This is a genomic window from Streptomyces catenulae (assembly GCF_000718015.1).
Lineage (GTDB): Bacteria > Actinomycetota > Actinomycetes > Streptomycetales > Streptomycetaceae > Streptomyces > Streptomyces catenulae.
In genome coordinates, this window is sequence record NZ_JODY01000056.1 from 1 (window position 1) to 20397 (window position 20397).

The 20397-nt window shown below is 73.2% G+C and carries 15 protein-coding genes; 8 read left to right on the top strand and 7 right to left on the bottom strand.

Translation table 11 applies throughout. The features are described from left to right. Positions 1-35 precede the first annotated feature (35 nt). Entirely contained in the window at positions 36-719 is a 684-nt protein-coding gene (locus IF23_RS0129965; protein ID WP_245655165.1) for a hypothetical protein, read from the bottom strand. 391 nt (positions 720-1110) lie between these two features. Between IF23_RS0129965 and IF23_RS0129970 the strand changes: the two genes are divergently transcribed. Continuing rightward, the gene (locus IF23_RS0129970) at positions 1111-1422 is read left to right on the top strand and encodes a hypothetical protein (protein ID WP_051739994.1); all 312 of its coding nucleotides are present in this window, start codon (positions 1111-1113) and stop codon (positions 1420-1422) included. Positions 1423-1568: 146 nt separating this feature from the next. On the opposite strand, the gene IF23_RS0129975 is transcribed toward IF23_RS0129970, so the two are convergent. Both IF23_RS0129975 and IF23_RS0129980 read right to left on the bottom strand, forming a co-directional pair. After that, positions 1569-3092, bottom strand: coding sequence for a glycosyltransferase family 39 protein (locus tag IF23_RS0129975; RefSeq protein WP_030289297.1), 1524 nt, complete (start codon positions 3090-3092; stop codon positions 1569-1571). Positions 3093-3509: 417 nt separating this feature from the next. Further along, the gene (locus IF23_RS0129980) at positions 3510-6581 is read right to left on the bottom strand and encodes a D-alanyl-D-alanine carboxypeptidase family protein (protein WP_030289298.1); all 3072 of its coding nucleotides are present in this window, start codon (positions 6579-6581) and stop codon (positions 3510-3512) included. Positions 6582-6818: 237 nt separating this feature from the next. Here IF23_RS0129980 and IF23_RS0129985 point away from each other — a divergent pair, with 237 nt between their 5' ends. The 5 genes from IF23_RS0129985 to IF23_RS0130005 all read left to right on the top strand — a co-directional run bounded on the left by IF23_RS0129985 (position 6819) and on the right by IF23_RS0130005 (position 12687). After that, complete coding sequence (locus tag IF23_RS0129985) at positions 6819-7586, top strand: GOLPH3/VPS74 family protein (RefSeq protein WP_030289299.1); 768 nt, start codon at positions 6819-6821, stop codon at positions 7584-7586. Between the two features lie 307 nt (positions 7587-7893). Then, positions 7894-8760: a helix-turn-helix domain-containing protein gene (locus tag IF23_RS0129990; protein WP_030289300.1), complete on the top strand. Its 867-nt coding sequence runs from the start codon at positions 7894-7896 to the stop codon at positions 8758-8760. A 264-nt stretch (positions 8761-9024) separates the two neighbouring features. Continuing rightward, positions 9025-9225, top strand: a complete 201-nt coding sequence (locus tag IF23_RS0129995; protein WP_030289302.1) for a DUF397 domain-containing protein — start codon at positions 9025-9027, stop codon at positions 9223-9225. Positions 9226-9416: 191 nt separating this feature from the next. After that, complete coding sequence (locus IF23_RS0130000) at positions 9417-10640, top strand: aminotransferase-like domain-containing protein (RefSeq protein ID WP_037680286.1); 1224 nt, start codon at positions 9417-9419, stop codon at positions 10638-10640. Positions 10641-11118: 478 nt separating this feature from the next. Then, positions 11119-12687, top strand: a complete 1569-nt coding sequence (locus IF23_RS0130005; RefSeq protein ID WP_030289306.1) for a sodium:solute symporter family protein — start codon at positions 11119-11121, stop codon at positions 12685-12687. Between the two features lie 34 nt (positions 12688-12721). On the opposite strand, the gene IF23_RS0130010 is transcribed toward IF23_RS0130005, so the two are convergent. Further along, entirely contained in the window at positions 12722-13852 is a 1131-nt protein-coding gene (locus tag IF23_RS0130010) for an ADP-ribosylglycohydrolase family protein (RefSeq protein ID WP_030289308.1), read from the bottom strand. Between the two features lie 299 nt (positions 13853-14151). On the opposite strand from IF23_RS0130010, the gene IF23_RS0130015 reads away from it, so the two are divergent. Next, positions 14152-14415, top strand: a complete 264-nt coding sequence (locus IF23_RS0130015) for a hypothetical protein (RefSeq protein WP_030289309.1) — start codon at positions 14152-14154, stop codon at positions 14413-14415. A 62-nt stretch (positions 14416-14477) separates the two neighbouring features. On the opposite strand, the gene IF23_RS0130020 is transcribed toward IF23_RS0130015, so the two are convergent. The 3 genes from IF23_RS0130020 to IF23_RS0130030 form a co-directional block, all read right to left on the bottom strand. Then, positions 14478-17138: a bifunctional FO biosynthesis protein CofGH gene (locus IF23_RS0130020; protein ID WP_030289311.1), complete on the bottom strand. Its 2661-nt coding sequence runs from the start codon at positions 17136-17138 to the stop codon at positions 14478-14480. A 39-nt stretch (positions 17139-17177) separates the two neighbouring features. Next, positions 17178-17582 carry a VOC family protein gene (locus IF23_RS0130025; RefSeq protein ID WP_030289313.1) on the bottom strand — a complete coding sequence of 135 codons (405 nt, stop codon included), beginning with the start codon at positions 17580-17582 and terminating at the stop codon, positions 17178-17180. Positions 17583-17803: 221 nt separating this feature from the next. After that, complete coding sequence (locus IF23_RS0130030) at positions 17804-18628, bottom strand: TIGR03619 family F420-dependent LLM class oxidoreductase (protein ID WP_030289315.1); 825 nt, start codon at positions 18626-18628, stop codon at positions 17804-17806. 212 nt (positions 18629-18840) lie between these two features. Here IF23_RS0130030 and IF23_RS0130035 point away from each other — a divergent pair, with 212 nt between their 5' ends. Then, positions 18841-20382, top strand: a complete 1542-nt coding sequence (locus tag IF23_RS0130035) for a CehA/McbA family metallohydrolase (RefSeq protein ID WP_030289317.1) — start codon at positions 18841-18843, stop codon at positions 20380-20382. Positions 20383-20397 lie beyond the last annotated feature (15 nt).

Here is a 20397-nt window from a genome sequence, read left to right on the forward strand (position 1 = left end):
GCCCCGGCCACCTCATCGCCGCCCTCCCCCCGCGCTCATCGCCGCGCTCCGCGGGGTGCGGGCGCGGCCATGGGCTCGGTGACGGGCGGCACCGGTGGGATCGGTTCCGGTGTGCCGCTGCGGGCGGGTTGGGGTTTGCGGGCGTCGTCGAGGGTGAGGTCCCAGAGCGTCATCCGGTCCTTGTCCCAGAGGTAGTCGGTGACGCTGACGTAGCGGGGGTCCTTGGTGGGTTCGCGGACGACGAGGTGTCCGGCGGCGAGTTCGACACCGGCCAGTACGCCGCGCAGCGCCAGCACGCGGGTGACGACCTGGTGCCTAACGCTGTAGACGCGCAGGTCGCTGGTGCGGTCGTCGAGGTCCACGGCCATGATCAGCTCGGGTTTGCCGTCGTCGGTGAGGTCGTGGAGGACCGGGCGGCGTACCGCGCCCGGGGCGGGTGCCTTCTGCCCGTCGGCGGCCAGGTCGGCGTCGAGGACGGCGCGGGGGTCGGCGTCGGCGATGTCGCCACTCGGAATGTGCGGGATGTCCGGGACGGGTTCGAGCGCGACGGGGTTGTCGCTCCGGCTCGGCGGGGCGGGCGAGTGGTCGGTCCAGAGCGCGAACGGCGCCTTCACCTCTCTGGCCCGTCCGTCGCTCTGCAGCCCCTCGAACCCCGCGCACCCCGTGACGAGGGCGAGCGGGAGCAGTGCGGCGAGCGGCGCCAGGGCCCGTCGGCGCATCCGGTCACCGCCTTCCCTGGGCGGCGGGCGCCACGGGGCGGGGGCGCGGGCCCGCCGATTCCGGCGGCACCGCGCAGCTGAATCGACACATATGGAGCCAAGTTACCCAAGGTGGTGCGGGGGCGGACGGTTCTGGTGGGCCATTCCGTGACGGGACCGTGCGCAGAGATCGCGTGACTGTTACACGACGTACGGTTTCCCGTGAAACAAGCTCCGTAGCGTAGGGCCCGCGGAATCGGTCTGGGGCCGGTCCCGGAGACGGTCGTGTGAACGGTGGAGATCCGTCGTCGGGACCGGTCTCGGGACGGTTGTGAGAGCGCACGGGCCGGGCGCGCCGCGCCGCCGCCGTCCCGACCGTGTCCGTCCGATCCGTCCTGACGAGGAGTGCCCGATGTCCGACCAGCGCCGCTCTGTGATCCGCACCGTTGCCGTTGCGTCCGGCGCGCTCGTCGCGCTGCTGCTGCCCGCCGGTGTGGCCGTCGCCGCCGATACGACCGGCCCGGTGGTCGGCGACCGTACGGCGATCATGCTGCCGGACGACGGGCTGGCCGGGCTGGCGGAGAAGGTCGGCCATCTGCCGACGGCGCTCCTGGTCGCCGGGTTCGGCGCGCTGGTGGCGTTCGGCATGGTGGGCCTGGCGATGCGCCGACGCCGCCACGACTCCGCGCTGGGCGGCGCCACGGCGAACCGCCACGGGATGTGACGGGCTGACAGCCCCTCCTTCAAGCTGACCGGCCACAGGGCGCCCGCCACCGCGCTTCCCCCTCGCCGCACTTCACCGGCCGACCGCCGAAACCCGCTGCTCAGCGGCGGCTTCGCCCACGGTCCCCGGGCTCCGGCCCGCCGCGCCTACCTCCCCGCGGGCGCCCCGCACCCCGCCTGGCTCCGGGCGTAGAGCGTCACCTGTCCGCCGTGCACCCGTCGGCTCCGGCAGCGGACGAACGCCTCCCGGAGCGTGGTGCGTTTGGCGATCTCCTGGTCGTTGGGGTCGTCCGGCTGGTCGGGACCGTCGCCCACGACCACGATGCGGCCGGTGGGGGTGGTGAGCATCCGGTCGCGGACGGTGTCGCCGGAGTCCTCGGTGCCGTAGAGGGTGCGGGAGGCGACCGGGTCCCGGCGCAGGGCCAGATCGTGCAGGTCACGGTAGGCGTCGGGGTGGGCGGCGACCCAGATGCGGCGGCGGGCCGGGGTGAAGAGCAGGCCGTCGCCGGGTCCGGCGAGGGCGCGTACCGCGTCGGCGACGGCGGTGGCGTCGTCGACCCGGCTGACCGGCATCCGCAGCCGGATGTCCACCGGCAGCAGCGCCACGACGACCAGGGCCAGCGCGAGGGCGCGCCGCCGCAGCCGGGTGCCGGTCTGGCCGTCCTCCCCCACCGGGCGCAGCAGCCGGGCCAGCGCGGCTCCGGCCAGCAGCGCGAAGCCCGCCAGGTAGTAGAGGACGTAGCGGTCGACGTAGGCGGGTTCGGCGGTGGAGAGGAGGAAGAGGAGGAGGGTGGGCAGCAGGAGGAGGGGGAGGCCGAGGGCGCGCAGGCCGATGGGCCCGCGGGAGCGGATGCGGGCGCGGGAGCAGGCGATGCCGGTGGCGGCGAGCACCGCGAAGGTGAGCAGTTGCAGCGGGTCGGGCCACATCAGCCAGCTGAGCTGGTCGGACTGGCGGGTGCTGTAGAGGGCGAGCGGGGCGAGTCCGGCGAGGACGCCCGCGGCGGTGAGCGCCCAGGTGCGCAGGGTGCGGCGCGGCAGTCGGCCGAGGACGAGCGCGGCGCCGTGCACCGGCAGCGCCAGCGCGGCGAACTCGTGCAGCAGACACGCCGTCAGCATCAGGGCCGCGTATCCGCCCCACAGGGCGCGGCACGGGCGGCCGGGTGTCCGCCGGGTGCGGACCGCGATCCGTACGAGCAGGTGGCAGGCCCAGACGATGAGGGCGCAGACCAGGGCGTACGAGCGGCCTTCCTGGGCGTACTGCTGCACGGGCGGGAGCAGCGCGAACGCGATTCCGGCCCAGCGGCCGGTGCGGGGCCCGACGAGGAGGTTGCCGAGGAGCGCGACCCCGGCGGCGGCCGCGGTCATGGCGGCGAGGGAGGGCAGCCGCAGGGCGATGACGTCCTCGCCGAGGGTGCGGCCGACGGCGCCGCCGAAGGCCGGGCCGAGGAGTCCGCCGGGCCCGAGGACCGCTTCGTAGGCGGTGAACCAGAGGTGCATCAGCGCGTAGTAGAGGCCGTGCACCACGTCGATGTGGCGGAGGGTGGCCCAGAGCGCGGCGGGGGCGCGGTGCGCCATGTCGTACGTGACGATCTCGTCGCGCCACATCGCGCCGTCGCGGCGCAGCCCCCAGGTGCCGAGCGCGCACATCAGCGCGGCGGGGGCCCACACCACCGTGTGCCGCAGCCGCCGGGCGGGCGGCGCGGGGGGCTGTGCCCGGGGTGCGGGGGCCGGTTCGGTTCGGGTGGCGTCGATGGCGGGCTCCGGTCGCGTGCGGGGCGGGCGGGGCGGGCGGCGGCCCGGGCCCGCCGGGAGGCGCCCCGGGGAGGGGCGCTCTCATGCTCGCCCCTCGGGGAGGGCCCGGCGTCCCCTCCCTGACGGCCGGGCCGCCGCTCCCCTCGGACGGCGGGACGGCCCCGCTCCCCCGGTGTGCGGCCCCTACGGGTCGGACGCGCTTCCTCCAGGGGGCGGGGCGGTTCCCCCGTACGGGATCGCCCGGAGCGGAGGTGCCGGAACGGCGCAGGCCCCGTACGGGGTGAGGCCCGGCTCCCGTACGGGACGGGGCGGGCTCACCCCGTACGGGGCCTGGGGTCAGCCGATGCGGGTCAGCTTGGCGCCGAAGCCGGGCTCGGTCAGGTCCTCGGCGAGGGCGACGGGCACCTGCTGGGTGCTGTCACCGCTGCCGACGGTCAGCACGCCGACCTCGGTCCCCGCCTTGGCGGTATGCGGCACGGTCTTGCCGCCGTTGCCGATCGAGAAGGCGGCCTGCAGACCGGGCCAGCCCACGGCGGTGAGGTCCTTGGTGGCGACGACGGGCGTCTCCCCGCCGAGACCGTCGTCGACGTAGCCGACGACCTGCCCCTTCTTGACGACGGTGTCGGCGATCAGCGCCTCCCGGGCCGCCGTGATCACCTTCGCGCTGTTGTCGAGCGCCAGCTTGAGGTGGGCGTTGGGGTCGGAGCTGCTGGTGCGCTGGTCCATGGTGACGCCGATCAGCAGCTGGTCCTTGCCGCCGACGGTGCGGTACGCGGCCCACATGAAGGCGCCGCCCGCGGGGGTGCTGGAGCCGGTCTTGATGCCGCGGACGACGTACGGCATCGTCGTGAGCAGGCTGTTGTTGTTGAACAGCCGCTCCGGCAGCCCGTCGATCTGGACGTTCTCGGTGGCGACGACGGCGCGGAAGGCCCCGTTCTTCATCACCTCACGGGCGAGCTTGAGCTGGTCGACGGCGGTGCTCACCGTCGTCTTCGTCAGGCCGCTGGGGTCGGTGTACGTCGTGTTCGTCATGCCGAGCTTCCCGGCGGCGGCGTTCATCTTCTTCACGAACGCCTCCTCGCTCCCGGCGTCCCACCGTGCCAGCTGGCGGGCGGCGTTGTTGCCGGAGGGGATCATCAGCATCTGGAGCATCTGCGTCTGGTTGAACCGCTGCCCCTCCTTCAGCGGTACGCGCGACTCGTCCTTGTTCTTCGAGTCGGCCGCCGCCTTGGCGTCGATGGTGATGGTGTCGCCCTTCTCGCCCTTCTTCAGCGGGTGGTCGCGCAGGATGACGTAGGCGGTCATGACCTTGGCGACGCTCGCCGTCGGCACCGGCTTCTGCGGCCCCGACGTGCCGAGGCTGCCGACGCCGACGACCTCCGCCGCGGACTGCCCCTGCCCGGGCCACGGCATGTCGAGCTTGCCGCCCTTGAAGGTGAACGCGGTCGACTCCCCGACGGCCAGCGTCGGCTCCGGCAGCGTCCGCAGCGACTGGACGACCACGAAGATGATCGCCAGCAGGATGACCAGCGGCGTCCAGATCTTGAACCGTCGGACGACGGTACGCAGCGTGGTCTCGGGCGGCGGCGGGGTGTTGGTGAGCTGCGCGAGCAGGTCGAGCGGCGGCAGCGGCTCCTGCCGGGTCCGCTCACTCTCGGGCAACGGCTGCGGCCCGGCGGCGGCCGCCGCCCCGCCGGTCTTGTCGGTCTTGTCGGTGGCAGGCTTGTCGGACGTGGCCGCACCGGCTGCGGACTTGTCCGTTCCGGGCTTGTCCGCACCGGGCTTGCCGGACGCGGTCGCGCCGGTCGCGGCGCCCGCCTTCGCGGCGGCGTCCTTCTCGTCCGCCTTGGCCGCCGTCTTCCCGAGGGACCGCCCGGCGGCACCGGTGTCGTCCGACTTCAGCGCGACGAACTGACTGGTCCGCTCGGCATCCCGCTCGGCACCGGCGGACTTGCCGCCACCCTTGCCCGCGGCCTTGCCATCCTTGTCGCTCTTGCCGCCGGGCTCGGGCTCGCCCTTGGCGGTCTTGGCGTCGGAGTCCTTGGCGTCCTTGGACGATGCGGCGTCGGCCTTCTCGGCCTTCGCGGCCTTCTCGGCCTTCTCGTCCTTGCCGGGCTCGGTGACCTTCGCGGACTTGGAACCGGTCGGCGGGGCGATACGGAAGGCAGTGGTCGGCGGGTCGACCGGATCGGCGTCCGCCCCGTCCTTCTCGTCGGCCTCGGCCTTGTCGCCGTCCTTGCCCTTGGGCTCGGCCTTGTTCTTCTCCGCGGGCTTGGGCTCGGCCTTGTCCTTGGTCCCGCCCGTCCGCGGGTCCTTCGCGGGCTCGGCGCTCTCGCCGTCGGCCTCGGCCGCGGCCTCCGTCTTCGCCGTCGGCTTCCGCTTGGCGTCGGACTTCGCGATGGTGAAGACGCGGGTGGCGTCGTCGGCGGGCTCCTCGTCCGGGGCGGACTTCTTGCCCTTGGTCGTGAAGACGGCCGTCGGCCGGTCCACGTCGTCGTCCTCGTCCGGCGCGTCGCCGCCGTCCGTCACGGAGGCGTCGCCGTCCCCGGCACCGGCGGTCGCCTTGCCGTCCTTGGCGGCCGGGTCCTCGGCGTCGGATGCCTTACGGTCCGCGGCCTTGGCTTCCGCGCCCTTGGGACGCTTTCCGCCGCTCTTCTTCCCGGCGTCGCCGCTCTCGGCCTTCGCTTCACCGGCGGGCTCGGCGTCGTCCGCACTCTCGCCGCGGGCGTCATCGGCGCCGTCGGCCCCGGTGGTGTCATCGCGCGTCGCGGTGGTGTCGTCGGCCTCGGGCCGCGTACCGGAGTCGTCACCGGCGTCCGTGCCGGACGGCTCGGCAGCCTTCGCGGGGGAGCCCTTCGCCCCTTCCGCGGCGGCGCCTATGGCCTTTGCGGATCCCTTTGCACCCTCGCCGTCGGCGGCGTCGTCGGTGTCGCCGTCGGTGGCCTCCGCGTCCGCGTCGTCGGGGGCGTCGGAGCCGTCCGCGCTCTCGGGGTCGTCGTCCTTGCCCGCGACCCAGGCGGCGACGGCGGCCCGCAGCCGGTCGTCGCCGGGGCCGTTGCCGTTCTTGGCGGCACCGTTCTTGGCGGCACCGTTCTTGGCGGCACCGTTCGCCTCGGCGCTCTCGGCGCTCTCGACGGACTCGGCAGCCTCAGAGGTCACATCGACCTCAGAAGCCCCGTCCGTCGCCTTCTCCGGCCCCTTCGGCGCCTCCGTGACCCCGGACGCCTCGGCAGCCCCGGCGGCCCCGCGTCCGGCCTCCTCGACCTTCTCGGGCTCCGTGGCCTCCGTGGTCTTCTCCGTCGCCTCCGCCGGCTCCCTCCGGAGGACGGCGAGGCGCGGGTCGTCCGCGCCCCGCACCTTCCCCGACGCCTGCTTCTTGCCCGACTTGTCGGGGGACTCGCCCGCCACCGATGTCTCCTTCGTATGTCGCACTGCCTGGCCCAGTGTTCCCAAGTGTCCTGTGTCCGCACGGCGCGGATCCCGCCGCCCCACGCCGCCTCGTTCCGCCGGGTCCCGTGGAGGTCGCCGTCGACGTGCTAGACGAGAACGACATACCTGTAGGTTCCCTGCCGAACCCCCCACGCACTCTCGACAGATGAATGTGAGAGGGGTCACCCTGTCATGCATCCACGCGGGGAGGCATGGATGGGCAGGAGCCGCAGAACAATTCCGGAGGAGCTTCTGCTGCTGGCTTTGGACCCGGCAACGGGCACCACAGCGCAGCCGCAGTCGCTCGACCTCGGCCTGGCCGGGGCCCAGCTAGTGGAGCTGGCTCTGGCAGGACGGATAGCCCCGGACGGGGATCGTATCGCCGTGGTGATGCCACGGCCGACCGGAGATCCGACTCTGGACTCCGCGCTCGAACTGCTGCGCCGACGCGGCAGTCCGGTGCGCGCGGTCCACTGGATCGGCGGGCCCCGACTGGGGCTGCGCCAGACGTATCTCTCGCATCTCGAACGCTGCGGCATGGTCCATGCCGTGGAGGGGCAGATGTGCGGGGTGCTGCCGACGACGCGCTACCAGGCGACGGAGACGGCCATCAGCCGGGAAATCAGGGCCCGGCTCGACACCGCGATCCGCACCGGCGTACCGCCGGACCCGCGGACCGCCGCGCTCGCCGCGCTGGCCCATGCGGTCGGTCTCGGCAAGCACCTCTACCCGGGGAACGAAGGGCGTTCATCGCGCTCCCGTCTCCGGGATCTGATCCGGCACGACCCCATGGGCGGTCTGGTCGCGCACGCGGTCATGGACGTCCAAAACGGCGTCGCGGCGCAGCCGCGGCGGACACCGGCGGCGGGTTCGGGCCACGGTCCGGCGCGTCAGCCGGCCGGCCGGGGCGCGGCGAACGCGTCCGGAGTGCCGGTTCCCTCACGGCACGGGCACGGCAGCATGGCCCGGGCCGGCGCACGGTGATCGCCGGGGGCGCGCGGGGCGCTGTGTGCGCCGCCCGCGCGCTCCCGTAATGCTCCGGGCGGTGCCCCGGTCGGCGTCTGGTACGCCGCCGGGGCACCGCCTCGTTGCAGAACCGTCCCCACGAGCCCGTTCGGGAGCCGCAGTTGGCGCGGGGCGACGGATCGGCCGTTCCGGACGGACGGTCGGTTCGCCGCCCCGCGCTGCGGCGTGCTCGCCTTCTGTGTGCATTTGACTGCGCGGCGTCCACCCGGGGTGGCACCCTGCTGGCACGGAACAACAGCAGTACGGACCCGGAGGTGCACGTCCCGTGGCGTCCCATGTCAACCCCACCGTCCGACGACGCCGGTTGGGCCAGGAGCTGCGCAGGCTCCGCGAGCTCAAGGGCATGACGGCGGAGGAGGTGGCCGAGCGGCTGCTGGTCTCCCAGTCGAAGATCAGCCGACTGGAGAACGGTCGCCGCAGCATCAGCCAGCGCGACGTCCGCGATCTGTGCGGCGTGTACGAGGTCGACGACCGCCGGATAGTGGAATCCCTGATGCAGATGGCCAAGGATTCCCGGCAGCAGGGCTGGTGGCACGCGTTCGGCGACATCCCGTACAGCGTCTACATCGGTCTGGAGACCGAGGCTGCCTCGCTGCGGGTGTACGAGTCGCTGGTGGTGCCCGGCCTGTTGCAGACGCCGCGGTACGCGCGGGCGGTGATCCCCGGGGTGCTGCCGGAGCTGCCGCCCGACCAGTTGGAGAAGCGGACCCAGGTGCGGCTGCGGCGTCAGGAGCGGGTGGAGGATCCGGAGAACCCGCTGCGGCTGTGGGTGGTGCTCGACGAGAGTGCGCTGCGGCGGGTGGTGGGCGGTCACGCCGTGATGCGGGAGCAGTTGGAGCATCTCGTCGAGATGAGCGCGCTGCCGCATGTGACGGTTCAGGTGCTGCCGTACGACACGGGAGCGCACGCCGGAATGTCCGGCACGTTCTCCATTCTCGAATTCGATGCCACCTCCGATTCGAGCGTCGTCTACATCGAAGGCGTCACGAGCGATCTCTATCTGGAGAAAGCGAACGACGTCAACAAGTACACGATCATGTACGAACATCTTCGGGCACAGGCGCTGAATGCCGATCAGAGCCGGGAATTCATCGCGGCTGCCGCCAAGCGTCACGCCGATGCGTTGAGCTGAGATCCACGCCGCGGAATTCCGCCCCGCCGGGTGGCACCGCGCGGGGCGGAACGGGACCGAAGCGCCGGTCGGAGCGGTGTGGGCGGTGGCCCCCGGCGGCGGGTTCGGCAAGGTACACCTGCGCCCGGCGCGTTGAAAAGAGATCCAGAAGCACGCCATTCGGACGGGTGAACTGCTCCCGCTGCAAGGGAAGTTGGCGCGTAGCGTCGGCACGACCGAATCCGCAGCAACTCACAGTAGCCGGAGCGAACAGTGAACAAGGTCATGCAGCCCAATTCCGCTTTCTCCTGGACGAAGTCGTCGTACTCCGCCAGCGGTGCCTGCGTGGAAATCGCCGTACCGGCCGCCGCGGCCATTGCGGTGCGCGACTCCAAGGACCCCGAGGGCCCGCGCCTCACCTTCGAGAACTCGGCCTGGAGCACCTTCGTGTCGGACGTCGCCGGCGGCGCCTTCGACCTGGCCTGACCGGCCCGTCAGACCGCCGCGCCCCCGTCGCGCGGCTCCGAGCCCTCTCGACCGGATCCCCTGTCCAGGCCGAGGGGGCTCTCCCCTGTCCGGAGCCGGGTGCGGCCCCCTGTGCCGGGCCGGGCGGGCGGCTTAAGCTCCGGCGACCGAGCCGGGGCGGGGCGCGCCCCGGGTGAGCGATGGGAGTCGCCATGACGGATCCGGCCCAGCACGTCTCCACGGTCCCCGCGCCGGGGCTCGCCTCCCGGGCGGCGCGGACCGGGAGTTCCCCGGTGCGCGACATCCTGGCGCTGACCGCGCGCCCGGAGGTCATCTCGTTCGCGGGCGGGCTGCCCGCGCCGGAGCTGTTCGACGCCGCGGGGATAGCCGACGCGTTCCGGTACGTGCTGGCGGAGCAGCCGCGGCGGGCGTTGCAGTACTCGCCGACCGACGGCGATCCGCAGCTGCGTGCCGCGGTCGCCGCCCGGACCACCGCGCGGGGGCTGGCGACCGCCGCGGACGATCTGGTCGTGACCACCGGGTCGCAGCAGGGGCTGACGCTGCTGACGGCGGCGCTGTTGGAGCCCGGTGACGTGGTGCTGGTCGAGGATCCCTGCTATCTGGCGGCGTTGCAGATCTTCTCGCTGGCGGGGGCGCGGGTGGTGCCGGTGCCGACGGACGACGAGGGGGTGGACCCGGTCGCGTTGGACGAGATCGCCGCGCGGGTCGGTCCGAAGCTGCTCTATCTGGTGCCGACGTTCCAGAACCCGACGGGCCGGACGCTGTCGGCGGAGCGGCGGGCGGCGGTGGCGGCGGTGGCGGCCCGGCGGGGGCTGTGGATCGCGGAGGACGATCCCTACGGTGAGCTGCGGTTCGAGGGGGAGCCGGTGCCGTGGATCGCGTCGTTCCCGGGGGCGGAGGACCGTACGGCGCTGCTGGGGTCGTTCTCGAAGGTGATGGCGCCGGGGTTGCGGCTGGGGTGGCTGCGGGCGCCGGCCGGGTTGCGGCGGGCCTGTGTGATCGCGAAGCAGGCCGCCGATCTGCACTCGTCGACGGTGGATCAGGCGGCGGCCGCGCGGTATCTGGCGGTGGCGGATCTGGATGCGCATCTGGTGCGGGTGCGGGAGGCGTACCGGGCGCGGCGGGACGCGTTGCTCGGCGGGTTGGGCGGGGCGCTGCCCGCGGGGTCGCGGTGGAACCGTCCGGCGGGCGGCATGTTCGTCTGGGCGACGCTGCCCGCGGGGTACGACGCGGCGGCGTTGCTGCCCGGGGTGGTGCGGCACGACGTGGCGTACGTGCCCGGGGCGCCGTTCTTCGCGGGGCCGCCGGACGCGGCGGCGATGCGGCTCTCGTTCGTGACGCATCCGCCGGAGGAGATCGGCGAGGGGCTGGTCCGGCTGGGTGCGGCGCTGCGGGGCGCCCGTCCGGCGGGCTGAACGGGCGCGGGTGCGGGAGTGCGCCCCGGGGGCGCCGCCGGGGGCGTGCGGGACGGGTGGGTGCGCGGGCGGGCGGGCCGGTGGTGGGGCCGCCCGTCCGGGTGCCGGTGGCTTCGTCCGTGGTGGGTTCCTCCCGGCGGTGCGGTGGGGTGCCACACGGGATCCCGCTCCCGTGCGGCCGGTCGCCGTGCCGCTGGTGCGGACGGTGGTGGCGGTGCTGGTCGGGCCTGCGGAGCCCGGCGAAGTGTCCGCACATCGTGGGTGCGGCGGTGGACGGGGGACAACGCCCCGTCCGGTCAAGAGCGGGCAAAATTGTTCGACTTGGTGACCGTCGTTCACATCCTTGATTTTTGGGGCCTTGACCGGCCCGCGCGGCGGACGGTTCAATCCCCACGTCCCCGCTCCCGCACGGGGAACCGCCCCACGGAACGTCACGGCGAAGTGGTCCACGTTCATCAGGCGGACCCCTGGAGGGGGCATGAACAGTCTCGACTGGGCCGTACTCATCGGCTATTTCGGTGTGATGGTCGCGATCGGCGTGTGGTCGCACCGGCGGGTCGACGACGTCGGCGACTTCTTCACTGCGGGTGGCCGGATGCCGTGGTGGCTGTCCGGTATCTCGCACCACATGTCCGGGTACAGCGCGGTGATGTTCACCGGCTATGCGGGCATCTCGTACCAGTACGGCATCACGTCGTACGTCACCTGGTCGTTCCCGATCGCGATGGGGATCGCCATCGGGGCGCGGCTGTTCGCGCCGCGGCTGAACCGGCTGCGGTCGCGGCTGCACGTGGCCTCGCCGCTGGAGTACCTCAAGAGCCGCTACAACCTGCCGACGCAGCAGGCGCTGGCCTGGTCGGGGGTGCTGTTGAAGATCGTGGACGTGGGCGCCAAGTGGGCGGCGATCGCGACGCTGTTGTCGGTGTTCACGGGGATGTCGCTCAACCAGGGCATCCTGATCACCGGGGTCGTCACCGGGATCTACTGCACGGTCGGCGGGTTGTGGGCGGACGCGTTGACGGAGTTGGGGCAGTTCGTCATCCAGTTGCTGGCCGGGGTGGCGATGCTGGTGACGGTGCTGGCGCAGCTCGGGGGTTTCGGGGCGCTGTGGTCGGCGTGGGACCGGCTGCCCTCGGGGCACACGGCGCCGACCGCCGGGCCGTACACGCTGACGTTCCTGCTGGCGTACCTCTTCATCAAGACCTTCGAGTACAGCGGCGGGATGTGGAATCAGGCGCAGCGGTACATGGCGACGCGCAGTGCGCGGGAGGCGGTGCGGTCGGCGCGGCTGTCGGCGGCGCTGTGGCTGGTGTGGCCCGCGGTGCTGTTCTTCCCGATGTGGATGGCGCCGTTGCTGGTGCGGGCGGAGAAGCCGGATGCGTCGGACGCGTATGCGCTGCTGACCGAACGGCTGCTGCCGCACGGGCTGTTGGGTCTGGTCGTGGTCGGGTTCTTCTCCCACACGATGGCGATGTGCTCGTCGGACGCGAACGCGATCTCGGCGGTCGTCACCCGGGACATCGCCCCGGCGCTGCCGGGGGTCGGCGAGCGGGTGCGGGGCTGGTCGCACCGGGCGGGGCTGCTGGCGGCGCGGCTGTCGACGGTGGCGTTCCTGGCGCTGTCGATGGCGATCGCGACGCAGGTCAACTCACCGGCGTTCAAGGACATCATCACGGTGGTCATCAAGTGGGTGGCGGGGCTGGTCGGGCCGATCTCGATCCCGTTCCTGCTGGGGATGGTGCGCTGGTGCCGCCGGTCGGGGCCGACGGCGGCGCTGGTGTCGTGGGCGGCGGGGCTGTTCGCGTTCTGGCTGACGAACTACGGGCTGGACGGGGTGCAGCTGCAGATCCAGATCGTGGCGCCGGTGGCCACCTCGCTGGTGCTGTTCCTGCTGATCGGGCTGGTCAGGCCGGAGGACACCCCGGAGCGGGACGCGGTCCTGGAGCGGATCAACGGCGACGGGGACGGCGACGACGGGTTCGGTCGGGCCCGGCGGGTCCCCGGGCAGCGGGCGGACGGGGCGGCGGGGCGCGCGGGGAGGGCGTGACGCCGGGGCGTGGTCCGGGCCGGGCCGTTCCCCGTCAGGCCCGCGGGTACCGGGCGAGCCACCCCGGGGCGGATCCGGCGGGGCCGTGCAGGGCCGGGCCCTGGGTCATCTCCAGGGCGAAGTCGTCGGCGAGTTGGAGGATGGTGTCGCGGCCCTCCAGCTCGACCAGCCAGACCGGTGGCAGCGCGGTTTCGCCGTGCAGGGTGCCGAGGAGGTTGCCGCAGATGGCGCCGGTGGAGTCGCTGCCGCCGCCGTGGTTGACGGCGAGCAGCAGACCGTGCCGGACGTCCTCGGCGACCAGTGCGCAGTAGACGCCTATGGAGAGCGCTTCCCCGGCCGTCCGGCCCTCGCCGAGCGAGGCGACCCGGTCGGCCGTCGGCATGCCCTGCCGGACGGCGCCGAGCGCGCGTTTGAGGGCCTCGGTGGTCTCCTCGTGGTCGGGGCGGGTGGCGAGGTGGGCGAGGGCCTTCTGGACGGCGCTGTCGAGGTCGTCGCCGCGGGCCAGGGCGTGGCTGATGACGGCGAAGGCACCGGCCGCGAGGTAGCCGGTGGGGTGGCCGTGGGTCTGGGCGGCGCATTCGACGGCGAGTTGGAAGACGAGTTGCGGCTCCCAGCCGACCAGCAGGCCGAACGGTGCGGAGCGCATCACGGCGCCGCATCCCTTGGAGTCGGGGTTCTTCGGCTTGTCCAGGGTGCCCATGGTGTCGTCGCCGAGACCGGTGAGGCAGTCGCGGCCCGGTGCGCGGCGGGAGTACAGCCACTCCTCGCGGGCCAGCCAGCCGTCGTCCTCCTTGCGCTCGTCCGGTCCCCAGTCGCGCTGGGTGGCGGCCCAGCGCAGGTAGGCGCGGTGCACGTCGGTGGGCGGGTGCCAGGCGCCGGTGTCGCGGCGGACCTGGGCGCGGATCAGGCCGTCGACGGTGAAGAGCGTCAGCTGGGTGTCGTCGGTGACCGCGCCGCGGCGCCCGAAGGCGGGGACGAAGTCGGTGACGCCTTCCTCGCCGTGGGTCTCGCGGATGGCGTCCAGGGAGTCGGCTTCGACACCGGCGCCGAGCGCGTCGCCGATGGCACCGCCGAGCAGGCAGCCGCGGACCCGGCTGCGGAAGTCCTGCTGTTCGGCACGGCCCCAGATGGCGGTGGTGCCGGTGCCGCCTGCCGCTGCGCTCACTGTGCCCTCCCGAAGCCCACCACGCCCGTCGGCCCCGTACGGACCCCCTGGCGCAGCACTGTAATCGACCGTGATTGATCGGTTAAGGACGGGAACGGAATGCGACAAGACGCACATCTGGCGGCTTTTGAACGGTCCGCTCCCGTTCGGTGCGCGTCCGCCCGAGACCTCCGTACCGGCCGTACGCGGCGGGTCGATACGCGGAGGAAGGCGCAGGTGGGGGCAGGCTCCCGGGTGGCGGGCCGCGTTCAGGCGGGAGTTCGAAGGTGGCGGCGGGTCGGGGTGGGCATGCTCACCACATGTCCGAGTACGAGTGGGACCGCACCACGATGGCCGTCGTCGCCACCGCGCTCTCCGGCGACAGCGACGGCGCGGTGGAACTTCTCCGGCCGCTCCCGCACCGCGACGTCTGCCATGTCGCGGTCCGGCTGGCGGCCATGGCCGCGGACGCGCTGATCACCGCCGCGCAGGACGCCGGCGGTGACCGTGCGCAGGCGCTCGCGCAGTGGCAGCAGTGCATCCTCCAGCACGAGACGGAGTACGACGGGGGCGCGCCGCCCTAGGGGGCCCGGGGAGGGCGCCCCGCCTCCCGCCGGGCGCCCCCGCCTCCGTACCGCCGTCCGCCTCAGTCGAGGACGGGCAGCAGCTCCGGCAGATGGCCGTCCGAGGCGTGCGCGGCGCGCTGCCGCTCCTCGGACACCGGGCCGTACGTGGTGTTCCGGGCGCGGGCCGGGCGCCCGGCGGCGTCGGCGATGGCCAGCAGGTCCTGGATGGAGCGGTAGGAGCCGTAACTGGAGCCCGCCATCCGGGAGATGGTCTCCTCCATGAGGGTGCCGCCCAGGTCGTTGGCGCCGGAGCGGAGCATCTCGGCGGCACCCTCCGTACCGAGCTTGACCCAGCTGGTCTGGATGTTGGTGACGTACGGGTGGAGCAGCAGCCGCGCCATGGCCGTCACCGCGCGGTTGTCGCGGGTGGTGGGGCCGGGGCGGGAGATGCCCGCGAGGTAGACCGGGGCGTTGGTGTGGATGAACGGCAGGGTGACGAACTCCGTGAAGCCCTCGACGCCCTTCTCCCGCGCCGACTTCTGGATGTCGGCGAGCAGCCGCAGATGCCCCAGCCAGTGCCGCGGCTGGTCGACATGGCCGTACATCATCGTCGACGACGAGCGGATGCCCAGCTCATGGGCGGTCTTGATGACCTCGACCCAGGTGGCGGTGGGCAGCTTGCCCTTGGTGAGGACCCAGCGGACCTCGTCGTCGAGGATCTCCGCGGCGGTGCCCGGGATGGTGTCGAGCCCGGCGGCCTTCGCCTCGGCCAGCCAGTCCCGGATGGACAGACCGGTGCGGGTGGCGCCGTTGACGACCTCCATGGGCGAGAAGGCGTGGACGTGCATCCCCGGGACGCGTTCCTTGACGGCGCGCGCGATGTCGAAGTACGCCGTGCCGGGCAGATCGGGGTGGATGCCGCCCTGCATGCACACCTCGACCGCGCCGACGTCCCACGCCTGCTGGGCGCGGTCGGCGACCTGCTCCAGGGAGAGGGTGTAGGCGTCGGCGTCGGTGCGGCGCTGCGCGAAGGCGCAGAACCGGCAGCCGGTGTAGCAGACGTTGGTGAAGTTGATGTTCCTGGTGACGATGTACGTGACGTCGTCGCCGACGGTGTCGCGGCGCAGCTCGTCGGCGATCTTGCACAGGGCGTCGAGGGCCGGGCCGTCGGCGTGCAGCAGCGCCAGCGCCTGCGGGTCGGTGAGCCGCGTCGGGTCGTCGGCCGCCTGCTTCAGCGCGTCCCGGACGTCGGCGTCCAGCCGGGACGGCTCCATCCCGGGGGCGGCGGCCTCGCGGAGCGCCTCCCAGTCGCCGTAGACGTCGTCGAAGTCGTCGCGGCGGTCGCCGGTGCGGCCCTCGGTGTCGATGGTGCGGTGCAGATCGGTGCGGCCGGAGGGGGCGAGCGAGAAGCCCTCGTCGGGCTCCTGCCAGGGGCGGCCCTCGACGGGGGCGTCCTCGTCGGCCAGCCCCGTCTCCGGGTCCGCGAGGGCCCGGACGTGCGGGAGCAGCCGCGGATCGAGCCAGGGCTCGCCGCGCTGGAGGAACTCCGGGTAGATGGGCAGCCGTTCACGCAGCTCGAAACCGGCCGTGGCGCAGCGCTCGGTCAGTTCCTCGATCTGCGGCCAGGGGCGCTCGGGGTTGACGTGGTCGCGGGTCAGCGGCGAGACCCCACCCCAGTCGTCGATGCCCGCGTCGATGAGCAGGGCGTACTCACCGTCGACCAGATTGGGCGGCGCCTGGATGCGGGTCGAGGGGCCCATGACGAGCCGGGCCACCGCGATCGTCGCGGCCAGCTCCTCCAGCTCGGCATCGGGCATACCGCGCATCGCCGTATCGGGCTTCGCGCGGAAGTTCTGCATGATCAGTTCCTGGATGCCGTGGTACGCACGCTGGATGCGGCGCAGCGCGAACAGGGACTCGGCGCGCTCCTCGTAGGTCTCCCCGATACCGATCAGCAGTCCGCTGGTGAAGGGGACGTTGGAGCGACCGGCGTCCTCCAGGACGCGGAGCCGGACGGCGGGGTCCTTGTCGGGCGAGCCGTAGTGGGGGCCGCCGGGCTCGCTCCACAGCCGCTCGGCGGTGGTCTCCAGCATCATGCCCAGGGACGGGGCGACGGGCTTGAGCCGCTGGAAGTCCGTCCAGGACATCACCCCGGGGTTGAGGTGCGGCAGCAGCCCGGTCTCCTCCAGGACCCGGATGGCCATGGCGCGGACGTAGGAGATCGTGTCGTCGTAGCCGTGTGCGTCCAGCCACTCGCGGGCCTCGGGCCAGCGCTCCTCGGGCTTGTCGCCGAGGGTGAACAGGGCTTCCTTGCAGCCCATTTCGGCACCGCGGCGAGCGATGTCCAGCACCTCTTCGGGCGACATGAACATCTCGTGGCCCGCCCGGCGCAGCTTGCCGGGGACAGTGACGAAGGTGCAGTAGTGGCACTTGTCGCGGCACAGCCGCGTCAGGGGGATGAAGACACCGCGGGAGTACGTGATGACCCCGGGCCGCCCCGCGGCCTCCAGACCGGCGTCGCGTACCCGGGCCGCGCTGGCGCACAGGTCCTTGAGGTCGTCGCCGCGGAGCTGGAGGAGCACCGCGGCCTCGCCGACATCCAGCGCGACGCCGTCACGGGCCCGGCGCAGGGCACGGCGGACGGCGTTCGCGGCGGGCGGTGCGGAGGGCTCCGTACCGCCCGCCGACGGCGCGTGCGATCGGTGTGATCCCTGGTCAGGTACCTGCGCGCTGGAAGTCATCCTCCGAGCATACGAGCGGACACCGACAGCGGAACAAGATCACTGCAAACCTGTGAGCCGAGCCTCGTCGTACTTACGCGTTATGAACTCCATGGCGTGCCCGTCGGGGTCGTCGATGTAGACGCCGCGGCCGCCGTCGTGGTGGTTGATGGCCTGCGGGTTGGTATGGCGGGGATCGGCCCAATAGGGAAGGTTCTTGTTCTTTATCCGGCCGAAGATCTCGTCGAACTCGTCCTCGGACACCAGGAACGCGTAGTGCGTCGGGACGAAGTCACCGTCGGGTGCGACATGTTCCGCGAAGTCGAGGACGACGCCGTTGTCGAGGGTGACGGCGGCGAACGGCCCGAGCGCGCGGGGCTCGGGGGCACCGAGCATCTCCGCCAGGAAACGGGCGGAGGCGAACCGGTCGGTGGCGTGGACGATCGTGTGGTCGAGCTGCGGCATGGTCATCTCCTAGGAGCCGCGGACTACCGGGCAGGGCACCTCTCCCCCACGGGACGGCCGTCGTGCCCGCCCCGTACGGAAGCACCCCGTGTCTTCGACGGTACGCCCGGCTCCACGGCGGCGGATCGGTCCACGGACGGGGCCACCGGGGCGGGCGGGTCGGGCGGTGGTCCTAGGACGCGTCCCGGGCCGGGCGGCCCCCGTGGTGGCGCCCCGCCGTCTCAGAGGTACTGCGCGTAGTCATCGAGGGTCCGCAGCACCTCGGGCTCGGCGGCGGGCGGCAGTTGCAGCACCACCTCGCCGATGCCGAGGTCCCGGTAGTGGGCCAGCTTGCCGGGCGTGGGCCGGACCGCGAACGGCACCACGGCGGGCTCACCGGAGCGCCCCGCCGCCGTCCACGCCGTACGCAGCGCGGGCAGCGCCGCACCGAGTCCGTGGCCGCCGATGGGCAGCCAACCGTCCGCGTAGGTGGTGAGATCGGCGAAGAACCGGGGCCCGGCGGCGCCGCCGAGCAGGACGCGGGGCGCGCCACCGGCCGGTTTGGGGTGCGCGTACGAGGCGCGCACGGAGCCGAACGGGCCCTCGTACGCGGTGGGTTCCGGCGCCCACAGGGCCCGCATCAGCGCCATCCGGTCGCGGACCAGGTCCCGGCGGGTGGCCCAGCGCACCCCGTGGTCGGCGGCCTCCTCGACGTTCCAGCCGAAGCCGACGCCGAGGGTGAACCGGCCGCCGGAGAGGAAGTCGAGGGTGGCGATCCGCTTCGCCAGGTCGATGGGGTCGTGCTGGGCGACGAGGGTGATGCCGGTGCCCAGCCGCAGTTCCTCGGTGACGGCGGCAGCCTGGCCGAGCGCGACGAACGGGTCGAGGCAGCGGCCGTACTCGTCGGGCAGCGGCTCCCCCATGGGCGCGGGGGTCTCCCGGGCCGCCGGGATGTGGGTGTGCTCGGGCAGATAGAGGCCGTGGAAGCCCCGCTGTTCCAGCTCTCTGGCCAGGCGGTCGGGCCGGATCGTCTCGTCGGTAAGGAAGATCGTGGTCGCGATCCGCATCCGCGCGCACCTCCGTGTGAACCGTGTCGGTCAGCGCATGTTGCCTCACCGTCCGCGGGTTATCCACAGCCCTTTCCCGCCGTGTCACACCCGCGTAGAACAGTTTTCACGCGGCGCCACACACGCCGCGGCGACGGCGCGGCCCGGGTCCCGGCGACGGACTCCCGTGCGGGCCGGGTCACGGACATCGGAGCGACAGCAGGGGGCGGGAAATGGAACGGCGCGAGGTACTCAAACTCTCCGCGGCCACGGGCACGGCCGGGGCACTGGCCCTCGGGCCCGTACGCTTCGCCGCCGCGACACCGGCGCCCGGCGGCGACGGCGGCAGCGACGGCGGTGACACGCTGACCCGCACCGTCGGCGGTCATCTGCCGCCCGGCGCACCGGACCATGTGTACGTCCCGATCGAGGTCCCGCCCGGCGTCCGGGAACTCGCCGTGGCCTACCGCTACGACCGGCCCGACGTCCCCGACGGCACCGTCGGCAACGCCTGCGACATCGGCATCTTCGACGAACGCGGCACCGCCCCCGGCGGCCCGGGCTTCCGCGGCTGGTCCGGCGGCGCCCGCAGCAGCTTCTTCCTCCGCGCCGACGACGCCACCCCCGGCTACCTCCCCGGCCCCGTGTGCCCCGGCACCTGGCATCTCGCGCTCGGCCCGTACACCCTCGCGCCGCAGGGCCTGAGCTACGAGATCACCGTGACGCTGCGCCTCGGCGCCCCCGGGCGCACCCCGCCGCCGGTGTACCCGCCCGAGCGCGCCCGGGGCCGCGGGCGGGCCTGGTACCGCGGGGACGGCCACCTCCACTCCGTCCACTCCGACGGGCGGCGCACCCCCGCCGAGATCGCCGCGCTGGCCCGCGCCGCGCGCCTGGACTTCATCAACACCTCCGAGCACAACACCACGTCCTCGCACCGCGCCTGGGAAGGTCTGTGGGGCGACGACCTGCTGATCCTCACCGGCGAGGAGATCACCACCCGCAACGGCCACCTGGTGGCGCTCGGCACCGACCCCGGCGCGTTCCTCGACTGGCGGCGCCGCGCCCGCGACACCTCCCCCGGCGCCTACGCACGGGCCGTCCACCGCGTCGGCGGACTGGCCATCCCCGCGCACCCGCACGCCTCGTGCATCGGCTGCTCCTGGAAGTTCGGCCTCGACGGCGCCGACGCGGTGGAGGTGTGGAACGGCCCGTACACCGCCGAGGACGAGACCGCCCTCGCCGCCTGGGACGGCGCCCTGGTGGCCCACGCCCGGGGCGACCGCCCCCGCTGGCTGCCCGCCGTCGGACACAGCGACGCGCACCGCGACCCCGACGTCATCGGCCTGCCCCAGACCGTCGTCCTCGCCGACGACCTCTCCCGCCACGCCCTCCAGGACGGCATACGGGCGGGCCGGGTGTGGATCGCCGAATCCGCCGACATCGACCTGTCCTTCGACGTCAGCGGCGCCCGCGGCGAACACGCCGGTATCGGCGGGCACCTGCTGCTGGACGGCGGGGCGGCCGCCACCGCCCGCCTCACCGTCTCCGGGGCACCCGGCTGCACCGCCACCTTCCACACGGACCAGGGCACGCTCCACAGCGCCCCGATACCGCCCGGCGGCCCCGCCACCCTCACCTGGACCACCAGCGCGGAGCGGGCCGCGTATGTACGTGCCGAGGTACGGCACCCGGCCGACAGCCCAGGGACACCCGGTCGGATGGCGGCGCTCACCAATCCGGTGTTCCTGGGGGTGAGGGGCGGGGGCGGGCGTTAGGGGGCAGCGGTGGGT

Excerpts from the sequence above, each read along its gene's own strand:
- IF23_RS0130025 (WP_030289313.1), bottom strand. The coding sequence starts at position 17,582 with ATGCCGCAGCTCGACCACACGATCGTCCACGCCACCGACCGGTTCGCC.
- IF23_RS0130000 (WP_037680286.1), top strand. The coding sequence starts at position 9,417 with ATGACGGATCCGGCCCAGCACGTCTCCACGGTCCCCGCGCCGGGGCTC.
- IF23_RS0130035 (WP_030289317.1), top strand. The coding sequence starts at position 18,841 with ATGGAACGGCGCGAGGTACTCAAACTCTCCGCGGCCACGGGCACGGCC.
- IF23_RS0130030 (WP_030289315.1), bottom strand. The coding sequence starts at position 18,628 with ATGCGGATCGCGACCACGATCTTCCTTACCGACGAGACGATCCGGCCC.
- IF23_RS0130005 (WP_030289306.1), top strand. The coding sequence starts at position 11,119 with ATGAACAGTCTCGACTGGGCCGTACTCATCGGCTATTTCGGTGTGATG.
- IF23_RS0129970 (WP_051739994.1), top strand. The coding sequence starts at position 1,111 with ATGTCCGACCAGCGCCGCTCTGTGATCCGCACCGTTGCCGTTGCGTCC.
- IF23_RS0129965 (WP_245655165.1), bottom strand. The coding sequence starts at position 719 with ATGCGCCGACGGGCCCTGGCGCCGCTCGCCGCACTGCTCCCGCTCGCC.
- IF23_RS0130015 (WP_030289309.1), top strand. The coding sequence starts at position 14,152 with ATGTCCGAGTACGAGTGGGACCGCACCACGATGGCCGTCGTCGCCACC.
- IF23_RS0130020 (WP_030289311.1), bottom strand. The coding sequence starts at position 17,138 with ATGACTTCCAGCGCGCAGGTACCTGACCAGGGATCACACCGATCGCAC.
- IF23_RS0129995 (WP_030289302.1), top strand. The coding sequence starts at position 9,025 with ATGCAGCCCAATTCCGCTTTCTCCTGGACGAAGTCGTCGTACTCCGCC.
- IF23_RS0129985 (WP_030289299.1), top strand. The coding sequence starts at position 6,819 with ATGGGCAGGAGCCGCAGAACAATTCCGGAGGAGCTTCTGCTGCTGGCT.